At 65.3% G+C, this 9,839-nt stretch carries 9 protein-coding genes and 1 pseudogene; 9 read left to right on the forward strand and 1 reads right to left on the reverse strand.

The genetic code is table 11. The annotated features are described in order from the left end of the window. The first annotated feature begins 27 nt into the window (after positions 1–27). The 3 genes and pseudogenes from LJ760_RS11990 to LJ760_RS12000 form a co-directional block, all read left to right on the forward strand. Entirely contained in the window at positions 28–1,290 is a 1,263-nt protein-coding gene (locus LJ760_RS11990; protein ID WP_227923251.1) for an arginine deiminase, read from the forward strand. Positions 1,291–1,596: 306 nt separating this feature from the next. After that, positions 1,597–3,045: a basic amino acid/polyamine antiporter gene (locus LJ760_RS11995; RefSeq protein WP_227923253.1), complete on the forward strand. Its 1,449-nt coding sequence runs from the start codon at positions 1,597–1,599 to the stop codon at positions 3,043–3,045. Positions 3,046–3,362: 317 nt separating this feature from the next. Next, a pseudogene (locus LJ760_RS12000) lies at positions 3,363–3,569 on the forward strand (arginine deiminase family protein); the annotation flags it as partial. 21 nt (positions 3,570–3,590) lie between these two features. Here LJ760_RS12000 and LJ760_RS12005 read toward each other — a convergent pair. Next, positions 3,591–4,244, reverse strand: coding sequence for a DUF4352 domain-containing protein (locus tag LJ760_RS12005; protein WP_227923257.1), 654 nt, complete (start codon positions 4,242–4,244; stop codon positions 3,591–3,593). 666 nt (positions 4,245–4,910) lie between these two features. Here LJ760_RS12005 and LJ760_RS12010 point away from each other — a divergent pair. The 6 genes from LJ760_RS12010 to LJ760_RS12035 all read left to right on the forward strand — a co-directional run bounded on the left by LJ760_RS12010 (position 4,911) and on the right by LJ760_RS12035 (position 9,710). After that, on the forward strand, positions 4,911–5,531 hold the full coding sequence (locus LJ760_RS12010; protein ID WP_227923259.1) for a phosphatase PAP2 family protein: 621 nt from the start codon (positions 4,911–4,913) through the stop codon (positions 5,529–5,531). Positions 5,532–5,632: 101 nt separating this feature from the next. Continuing rightward, positions 5,633–6,127 carry a hypothetical protein gene (locus tag LJ760_RS12015; protein WP_227923261.1) on the forward strand — a complete coding sequence of 165 codons (495 nt, stop codon included), beginning with the start codon at positions 5,633–5,635 and terminating at the stop codon, positions 6,125–6,127. Next, on the forward strand, positions 6,124–7,128 hold the full coding sequence (locus LJ760_RS12020; RefSeq protein ID WP_227923263.1) for a hypothetical protein: 1,005 nt from the start codon (positions 6,124–6,126) through the stop codon (positions 7,126–7,128). Before LJ760_RS12015 ends, LJ760_RS12020 begins: the two co-directional genes overlap by 4 nt. Next, on the forward strand, positions 7,079–7,663 hold the full coding sequence (locus LJ760_RS12025) for a hypothetical protein (RefSeq protein WP_227923266.1): 585 nt from the start codon (positions 7,079–7,081) through the stop codon (positions 7,661–7,663). Before LJ760_RS12020 ends, LJ760_RS12025 begins: the two co-directional genes overlap by 50 nt. Positions 7,664–7,668: 5 nt before the next feature. Continuing rightward, a complete protein-coding gene (locus LJ760_RS12030; protein WP_227923268.1) occupies positions 7,669–8,100 on the forward strand; it encodes a hypothetical protein in 432 nt (143 codons plus the stop codon). Between the two features lie 401 nt (positions 8,101–8,501). Beyond that, entirely contained in the window at positions 8,502–9,710 is a 1,209-nt protein-coding gene (locus LJ760_RS12035; protein WP_227923270.1) for an alpha-hydroxy acid oxidase, read from the forward strand. Positions 9,711–9,839 lie beyond the last annotated feature (129 nt).

The following is a 9,839-nucleotide window of genomic DNA, read 5'->3' on the forward strand; positions in this document are numbered from 1 at the left end:
TAAGCCTGCTGATAAAGGAGTTCCCCCATGCCTTCCCCCGCCTCAACCCCGAACGCCGCCACCTACGGGGTGCACTCGGAGGTCGGCAAACTGCGCAAGGTCCTGGTCTGCGCCCCGGGCCTAGCCCACGAACGGCTGACCCCCACCAACCGGGAAGACCTGCTCTTCGATGACGTGATGTGGGTGGAAAACGCCCAGCGCGACCACGCCGACTTCGTCACCAAGATGGAGAACTCCGGCGTAGACGTGGTGGAACTGCACGACCTCCTTGGGCAGACCATGGACCTGCCCGAGGCACGGACCTGGCTGCTGGACCGGAAAATCGTCGCCAACCGGGTCGGACTGGGACTGGTGTCCGGCACCCGGGCCTTCCTGGATTCACTGACCGGCGCGGACCTGGCGCGGTACCTCATAGGCGGGCTCGCGACGTCGGACCTTCCCGCCGACTACCGCACTGGTTACATTGCCCTGGCCCGGGAATCCTCCGGCCGGCCCGAGTACCTGCTGCCGCCGCTGCCCAACACGCTCTACACCCGGGACACCACCTGCTGGGTCGGCGGCGGGCTGACGCTGAACCCGCTGTACTGGCCGGCACGCCACGACGAGACCCTGCTGATGCAGGCGATCTATAAGTTCCATCCGGAGTACGCGGCGTCCACCGTGTGGTGGGGCGACGGGGAGCAAGACTGGGGTCAGGCCTACCTGGAAGGCGGGGACGTGATGCCGGTGGGCAACGGCGCCGTGCTGATCGGCATGGGGGAGCGCACCTCCCGCCAGGCGATCACCCAGCTGGCGCAGTCGCTGTTCGCCGCCGAGGCCGCCGAGCGGATCGTGGTGGCCGGCATGCCCAAGCTGCGCGCCGCGATGCACCTGGACACGGTGTTCACCTTCGCCGACCGGGACCTGGCCACCATCCATCCGGCCATCGTGGACGGTATCCACGCCTTCACCATCCACCCCTCGGACCGCAGCCCCGGCCTGGAGGTGCGGGACCACCGCGACCGCCGCTTCGTGGACGTGGTGGCCGAATCCATGGGCTACAAAAAGCTGCGCCTGGTGGAGACGGCCGGCGACTACTCTGCCTCCGAACGCCAGCAGTGGGACAGCGCGAACAACGCCGTCGCCCTGGAGCCGGGCGTGGTGTTCACCTATGACCGCAACACCCAGACCAACGCGGCGCTGCGGAACGCCGGCGTCGAGGTCATCCCCATTGTCGGGGCCGAACTCGGCCGCGGCCGCGGCGGCGGGCACTGCATGACCTGCCCGATCATCCGGGATCCGCTCGAGTAACAACGACGACGGCTGGCGGCGGCTGGCACTTGACCGCGGCCACGCTCGACATCGGAATTCCGGCCACGGTTTCAAGTTGGACATACGTAAACGCACCATCTCTGCCTGGTGCACGCCTTTCCACTGCAGGGACCCCTTCGGCAACCGCCTCCGGGCGCTGGCCGCCGATTCGGACCCCGCCGTCTCCCTCTGAGAGGATTGTGGTGAGCCGCTGACGGAGGAGCCTCCGCAGGAAGCGGTCCGTCCCTCCACAGATGTCTAAGCGGTGTTGCCTCAGTGGCCGTAACATCCGATTGGAAAAGAACCGTGTCTAATGCGCCTGCTTCAGGGGACAAAGCCCCAGCGGCCAAACTCTCCCTGCTGACCCTCACCACTGTGGTGATCGGGTCCATGGTCGGGGCCGGGGTGTTTTCCCTGCCCCAGCGCTTCGCCGAGGAAACCGGGGTGTGGGGTGCGCTGGTCGCCTGGCTGATTGCGGGTTCCGGCATGCTGATGCTGGCTTTCGTGTTCCAGCGGCTGTCCATGCGCAAACCAGACCTTGATGCGGGGGTCTTCGCCTACGCCAAGGCCGGCTTCGGAAATTACGTGGGGTTCTTCTCCGCAGCGGGTTACTGGGCCAGCGCCTGTGTTGGAAACGTCACCTACTGGGTGCTCACCATGTCCACGCTGGGAGCCCTGTTTCCGCAGCTGGGCGCAGGGGACACCCTCCTCGCCGTCGTGCTGTCCTCGGCCGGGCTGTGGGGATTCTTCTTCCTGATCAGGCGCGGCATCAAGGAAGCCACGGCCATTAACCGGATAGTCACGATCGCCAAGGTTGTTCCCATCCTGGTCTTTGTGCTGTTTGCTGTCTTTCTGTTCGACCCCGCCGTCTTCGCAGGAAACCTTAACGGGGCGGACTATACGGGGCCGCTGTTCGAGCAGGTCAGCAACACGATGCTGGTGACGGTGTTCGTGTTCCTGGGTGTTGAAGGTGCCAGCGTGTATTCGCGCCATGCCCGACGGCGGGAGGACGTTGGCAGGGCGACCATCCTCGGCTTCCTGAGCGTCTTTGCCATTTTTGCCTCGGTCACGATCGTCTCCTACGGGGTCCTGCCGATGGAACAGCTCGCCGAGCTGCGCCAACCATCCATGGCAGGCGTCCTGGAAGCGGGGGTAGGGACTTGGGGGCTGGTGTTCGTCAGCGCAGGCCTGATTATCTCGGTGATGGGGGCTTACCTGGCCTGGAGCCTGATGTCAGCGGAGGTTCTGTACGTGGCCGCCAGGGAGAAGGACATGCCGCGGTTCCTGTCCCGGGTCAGTGAGGACGATGTCCCGGTCAACGCCCTGCTGCTGAGCACACTGCTCAGCCAGCTGGTAATGGTCATAACCTACTTCTCCGAGGACGCTTTCGACTTCGCACTGGACATGACCGCGGTCCTGACGTTGTTTTCCCTCCTTTTCGCGGCCCTCTACGCCTTGAAGCTCGGCTGGAGCGGCGAAACGTATGACGGAGCCCCGAGCCGCACCCGGCGGGGCGACCTGGTCATTGCCATCATTGCCACCATTTATTCAGTGTTCCTGGTCTATGCCGCCGGGCTGCCATTGGTGCTGCTTTCGATGATCTTCTACGCCCCCGCCACCGTCCTGTTCGTGATTGCCCGCCGTGAACAAGGGCAGCGCGTCTTCCGGGGAGGGGAGCTTATCCTTTTCCTTATTACATTGGCCGGAGCCGTCGCAGGCGTGCTCGCCCTGGCCCGGGGCTGGATAGCGCTCTGAGCAGAGGGCATGCCGCGCCCTGCGGTATGCACCCGGAGGTGGGCAAGCTGCGCAAGGTTCTGGTCTGTGCCCCACGAACGGCTCCCGTCGACCAACCATGAAGACCTGCTGTTCGACGTCGTCATGTGGGTGGATCGCCCAGCGCGGCCACGCGGACTTCGTCGCCAAGATGACCAGCCGCGGCGTCGACGTCGTCGAACTCCACGACCTGCTGGGCCCGACCCGGGTACCTGCTGCCGCCGCTATGAATCTTCTACTGGCCGGCCCGGCACGACGTAATCCTGCTGATGCAGGCCATCCATCTGTTCCATCCGGCCTCCGAACGGCAGCAGTGGGACAGCGCGAACAACGCCGTCGCCCTGGAGCCGGGCGTGGTGTTCACCTATGACCGCAACACCCAGACCAATGCGGCGCTGCGGAACGCCGGCGTCGAGGTGATCCCGATTGTCGGGGCCGAACTGGGCCGCGGCCGCGGCGGCGGACACTGCATGACCTGCCCGATCATCCGGGACGGCTTGGAGTAACGACGACGGCGCGCGGCTGGATCAGATGTTGTTGATCCAGGCGCCCCGGTCCGAGAAGAACGAGAACAACGGCTCGTAGAGGACGATGTACTCTCCGGTTTCCGCCGCAGCGTTGTCAAAGCAGACATCGCCGGTTGCGGTGCCGCCCGGTGCAACCTGGCCGCCTGCCAAAATATTGGAGCTCCCGGTCAGGCCAGCATTGTTGATGGTTCCTGAAGGTGTCTGAAACTTCCAATCCAAGGCATTGAAATCGATCGTTTCATCTGACCCGTTCTGGATGGTCGCCGTTGTACACAGAGTCGGCCCCAGCGTCGAATCACCAGGGACTAATGGCGTTGATGTGACGGTGATATCTCCCAAAACCAGCGGGTCGCCTGCCTGTCCAATCACGTCGCTGTCCTGCGCTCCTGGGAAGACAGGCTCGGAGGTTTCGGTAGCGGTCGGGTCTGAGGATGAATCCGTATCAGCAGTATTGTTTCCCCCGCCACCCGATGTTGTCGCGATGCTGATGATGACAATCAAGACAATGAGTGCCAAGGGCAGAATGAAGCGCTTTTTCTTGTACCAAGGGCGGCGTGCCTTGGCATACGCCTTGTCGGCTTTGGCTTGGGCACGCGCGTCGCGGGGGTCCCGGGGAGGTTGGTTTCGGGGATCAAGCGGCTGGTTCTCTGACATGATGGGTCCTCGTCTTTCGAGCCGGTACCGGCCCAGCATGCGCGCGCTCAAGAGGACCTTCACGGATCTCGGGCGAAACTCCCAGCAGGTTATGAAAGCCGCTCCCATCTGGCTCGAAGTCCTCTAGAATTGCTCGGTCTTCGCGGCGTCCGCCCTCGCCGAGCGGGACCGTTGCTCGTCCGGCTAGTTTCTATCCGCAGCCTGCCGCCCCCTGATGTTCCGCCAATGCAGGATCACCGCAATTATGATCAGCGGAACGTGGATGGCCGGGAGGTTTCGGGCCAACCATCGCGGCAAATAGATGTCGGTGACCGAGCCTGTACTGTCTCCGAGATCGCGTGCCACCGCCGTAAGCGGGCAGCGGAATCCGTTGCCTGCGAAGATCAAGGACTCCACGGCCACCACTGCGGCCGCGATCCCAGCCCTCCGATCGGACCGCGTCCGGACGCCGGAGTACAGGACATAGACCATGCAGCTTTCGATGGTGAACCATGCAAACGTGTGAAATACCTTCACCGCTCTAAGTAGCGCGCCACGTTCGTCCATGCCCCATTGTCGCGCTTCCTCTCGGGGAATGCCCCTGCGGACGGTATCGGGGTCGTTGATCTGTGATGGTGGCCGCGGTGCCACCGCGGACCGCTCAGCCCCGCCCAGTAGAATCGACGGATGCCCGAAACCCTGCAGCCCACCGCATCGCCCGCAACCCGCACCACCACCGCCTCCACCCGCCTGGCCCGCATTGTCACCGAAGCTTCCGCCCCGGCCGTCCTCGTGGGAATCCTCCTGCTGCTGCAGCCCCTGCTCAGCCCGGGAGTGACCTGGCTGCAGGGCATCACGGCGGCCCTGTTCACCGTAGGGCTGCCCTTTGCCGGCATCCTGTTGCTGAAGCGGCGCGGCCGGGTGACCGACCACCACGTGGGCGTGCGGACCCAGCGGGCACCGATCCTGGCGGCCTCCGCCGTGTCGCTGGGCATCGGTGCGCTACTCCTGGTCCTGCTGGACGCCCCGGCCGCATTGTTCGGCGAAATCGGCGGCGTCTTCATCGGCATGATGCTGTGCCTGGCAGCGAACCTGGTGTGGAAGCTGTCGGTGCATTCCGCCGTCGCCGCCTACGTCGGGCTGGCCCTGCTCGCACCCATCCCCGCGGTCGGCGCAGCGCTGGCCCTGCTGCTGGCCTCGGCCACGGGCTGGTCGCGGGTGAAGCTGGGCGATCACACCCCCACCCAGGTCCTGGCCGGACACATTGCCGGATGCCTGACCTTCACCGCTGCCCTGCTCCTGCCCTAGGGCCCCGCGCCGGGGCCAAGCCCCAGGATTGCGATAAAGTCGGGAGCAGTCTCGTTCCACATTTGCCTAGCAAAGATGTGGAAAACAACGATGGGGAATTCATGACAACGCGATTCGGGAAGTCCGCCGGTGAACGGACCACCTCAAAAGCAGTGGTCGCCGCCCTGCAGCTCGGCGAGCACGTCACCTTCGATGAACTGCTGGCCGCCGTGACCAAGACACACGGAAAACCCATTGAACTGCGCGACATCGACTCCGCCGTGATTCCTTCCGTCACCGGTCTCTGGATCGAGAAGGACACGAAGTCGATCATCTTGCTGCCCTCCGGCGACAACCGCCTCCACCGCACCCACGCCGCCTGCCACGAATTCGGGCACATCCTCCTGCGCCACCAAGGATGCGGCGGAGTGGAAACGGCCATGCCGTCCGTGTTCCAGCACATCGGCAGCCGCCAGGGAATCCGGCGGATGCTTGCGCGGTCCCTGACCTGGAACGAAACCGAACGCGCCGCCGAACAGGTGGCCTACCTGCTCTCGCTGGCCCTGCTGCCCAAAGAACGCGACAGTTCCAGCACCTTTGAACGGACCTTCCAGTGATCACTCTGCAGATGATGCCCGCCGCCGCCCTCTGGACGCTGGTGATCATCCGGCTGGTGGGCCTGCGCTTCGGCTGGAAGCTTGGCATCCTGCCCGGCATGGCCGCCGTGGCCATCGGAGCCACCCTGAACATTGACCAGGTCTACCTGTTCGTCGATTCCCTGCTGGGGGAGCGGAACCTGCTCAACCTGATTGTCCACCTGATCATGGGTGCCGGGATGACGGAACTGAGCCGCCTGCTGCTCAAGGCCACCGGCAGAACGGACGACGACGGCGGGCGGCACGTGAAGGCGCTGATCGGCATAGGAATTGTCCTGGCCGTCATTCAGACAACCCTGCTGCTGGTGTCCGATACCCCAGGCTCTGCCACCAACTTCACCGACACCTTCGCGTCCATCCCCACGATTGCCCCGTACCAGGCGAGCTTCTTTGCCTGGATCGGCGCGGTGCTCGGCTACACCGGCATCGAATGCCTGCGCCGGGACAAGAGCGGGGAATCCCGGGAATTCGGCATCGGCCTGAGCATCCTCAGCGCCGGGTGCGGAGCCGGCGTCGCCGCCGTGTCCGTCAAAATGCTGCTCATCGGCCTGGAATTCGCCGGCGTGCAGGCGCCCTTCGGCCTCTACCTCGGCTACCGCATCCTCATGGCGCTGACCATGCTCGGCTTCGCCGTCGGGTTCGCAGTGCCGTCCTACGCCCGCCTCAAAACCGCCGCCGCCGCCCGCCGTCGTCGTGCCGAGGATCTGGACGCCCTGCGGCCGATCGTGCGCCGCCTGATGAAGACCTGCGAAGGCACGCGGGCCCTGGAAGCGGCCAACGTCTCCCTCGACGCCCGCACTTCCAAGACCCAGCTCTACCGCTGGTTCATCCTCATCGGCGACATCCGGGTCCTGGAACCCGGGCTGTTGTCGCCGGAGGAGACCCGCATCATTGACGAGATAGGCAGAAGAATTGAAGACAACGGAACACCGGCCCGCCGCGCAGCTATCATCGGCGGCTAGCTGGTACTCCAAAATCCTGCCGCCGGCCCTCGTGCTGGCGGTCCTCATCATTGCTGCGGGGATCCAGGCCGGGCTGGGACCGGTGGGCGTGCTCCTGCTCCTGGCCGGCGTCGTCGTGGTGCCCGGGGCGATCTACAAGGGCACCAAGGGACTGTTCCGACGCCGTGGGATCCCTGACCGCTGGCGGGCCGCCCTGGTGGCTGCCCTGATGCTGGCCGGCGCCGTCGTCTGCTATCTCCTGCCCGTGGCATCGCCGGTGCCGGAAACGGTGACCGGGCTGCTGCTCGGCAACCTGGGCCTTGTCTTTTTCCGGCGCTGGCTCAATGTGTCAGCCCATGTGTCGGTCCTGACCTTCGGTGTGCTCTGGGTAATAGCGACATACGGCGCGGGCTGGGCGTGGCTGTTGATACTATCGCCGTTGATGATCTTCAGCCGGGTGTCCCTCGGCGAACATTCGTTGCGGGAGGCGCTTTCCGGCGCGGCCCTGGGACTGGCCACCTTCTGCTGTTTCCTCGCAGTTATGACATGGAGCTGAACTACGTGAACGATTTTGATCTTCCCCCGGAGCGCGCTGCGGGCATCCGACGAGCCGAAACGCTTGCCCGGAAGATCAATCTTCTGCTGGACGTCATCATGTCCGACTCCGGCAAGCCCTTCGATTACCCGGCCATCAGGGACGGGGCGCAGAAAGCCGGTTACTACCTTTCGCGCACCCGGTGGTCGCTGCTGAAGTCCGGCAAGGAGCAGGTGGTTCCGGAGGAAGCCCTGCGCGCCATTGCCGCCGTCTTCGACGTCGATCCCGACTACCTGCTGCAGGAGGACGGAAACCTGCCGGAGCGGGTCGAGGCCGAACTGGAGCTGCTCCGCAGCCTGCGGCGCGCCGAGGTGCGGAACTTCGCGGCCCGGGCCCTGGGTCCGGTGGATCCGGAGGCCTTGAAGGCCATCGCGAAGATCCTGGACGAAGACAGCTAGCCTTCCGCCCTTTGACCCGGACACCGAGCGATGGTAGCGTCTCACTCATGTCTCACACATGTGTGAGACGGACTGAAAAGTTCATAAACGGCGGACGGAGCGATCCTGGGCCGATGGAGAATCTTCGTGTATTTGTGGCTGGGGGGTCACTGCCGAAGTCTCCACCTCGAAGGCTTATAGGCCTCCGTCCCCGTTTATCGGCGCGTCTCGGCGCACTGTATCTGTAGCATCCGCTGCCTGTGGGGGGTCGGTGGATGGCTGCAACCGAAGCCAGCGGATATCCTCCGCTGGCTTCGCTGTTTTCCGGTGGGCGTTCAGGATGCGCGTAACGATCGGTCAACTCCTGCTCAGTGACGGCCCCGCCGTCCTAGACTGGCGCCAAGCCGAGCCAGAAAGCAGCCATGAAACGCCGAATTCCCCAGTACTCAGAACTCCGCGATCTCGTCCAGTTTCGATCCTTCGACCTGGACCGCCGGCGTGCCCGCCTGACCAGGACCACCAACATTTGGGAGCTGCGGGACATCGCCAAGCGGCGGATCCCGGCGGCAGCCTTCGATTACGTGGACGGCGGCTCGTTCGGCGAGCAGGCCCTGCAGCGCAACCGCGACGCCTTTAACAACATCGAATTTGTGCCGCATGTGCTGCGCGATGTGACCAGCGTGGACCTGAGCACCAAGATCGCCGGCACCGAGTCCGCCATGCCCGTCGGCATCGGGCCCACCGGGCTGACGCGGCTGATGCACACCGAAGGGGAGGTGGGCGGCGCGCAGGCCGCGGCCGCCTTCGGGGTGCCCTTCTCGCTCTCCACCATGGGCACCGCATCCATCGAGGAACTGGCCGCAACGGTGCCCGACGCCGCCAAATGGTTCCAGCTCTACCTCTGGAAGGACCGCGAACGTTCCCGCGAACTTGTGCAGCGGGCCGCCGCGGCGGGATACGGCGCGCTGATCGTCACGGTGGACACCCCGGTGGCGGGCGCCAGGCTGCGCGACACCCGCAACGGCATGACCATGCCGCCCACCCTGACCGCCAAAACCATTCTGGACGCCTCCTACCGGCCCGAGTGGTGGTTCAACTTCCTCACCACCAAACCGCTGGGCTTCGCCAACTTCGAGGGGGAACGGGTCTCCCTGGCCGAAACCGTGAACACCATGTTCGAACCCTCACTGAACTTCACCGACCTGGACTGGCTGCGCGAAACGTGGCCGGGCAAGCTCATCGTCAAGGGCATCCAGACGCCCGACGACGCCGTCGAGGTCCTTGCCCGCGGCGCGGACGCCCTGGTGGTCTCCAACCACGGCGGCCGGCAGCTGGACCGTGCCCCGGTGCCGCTGCGGATCCTGCCGTCCATCCGGGCCGCCGTCGGACCCGATGCGGAGATCATCTTGGACTCGGGCATCATGTCCGGCGGCGATATCGTGGCGGCGCTTGCCGCAGGCGCGGATTTCACGCTGATCGGCCGGGCCTACCTGTACGGGCTGATGGCCGGCGGCCGGCAGGGCGCCGAACGCACGCTGGAGCTGCTGCGCACGGAAATGACCCTGGTGATGCAGCTGCTCGGCGTCACGAGCGTGGCCGAGCTGCGTCCGGAGCATATCCGCAGCGTGTGACTCTGCTGGCCGGGGGACGGTTCGGCTCCGGGGCTGCATGGCGGATGCAACCCCGGGGGGGGGGGGGGGGGGGGCTCAATCAGGACGTGGCCTCGGTGCGGGCTGTCCCGCGGCCGTCGTCTGCCGGCG

The organism is Arthrobacter sp. zg-Y895 (assembly GCF_020731025.1).
Classification (GTDB): domain Bacteria; phylum Actinomycetota; class Actinomycetes; order Actinomycetales; family Micrococcaceae; genus Arthrobacter_B.

Excerpts from the sequence above, each read along its gene's own strand:
- LJ760_RS12005 (WP_227923257.1), bottom strand. The coding sequence starts at position 4,244 with ATGTCAGAGAACCAGCCGCTTGATCCCCGAAACCAACCTCCCCGGGAC.
- LJ760_RS11990 (WP_227923251.1), top strand. The coding sequence starts at position 28 with ATGCCTTCCCCCGCCTCAACCCCGAACGCCGCCACCTACGGGGTGCAC.
- LJ760_RS12010 (WP_227923259.1), top strand. The coding sequence starts at position 4,911 with ATGCCCGAAACCCTGCAGCCCACCGCATCGCCCGCAACCCGCACCACC.
- LJ760_RS12015 (WP_227923261.1), top strand. The coding sequence starts at position 5,633 with ATGACAACGCGATTCGGGAAGTCCGCCGGTGAACGGACCACCTCAAAA.
- LJ760_RS12035 (WP_227923270.1), top strand. The coding sequence starts at position 8,502 with ATGAAACGCCGAATTCCCCAGTACTCAGAACTCCGCGATCTCGTCCAG.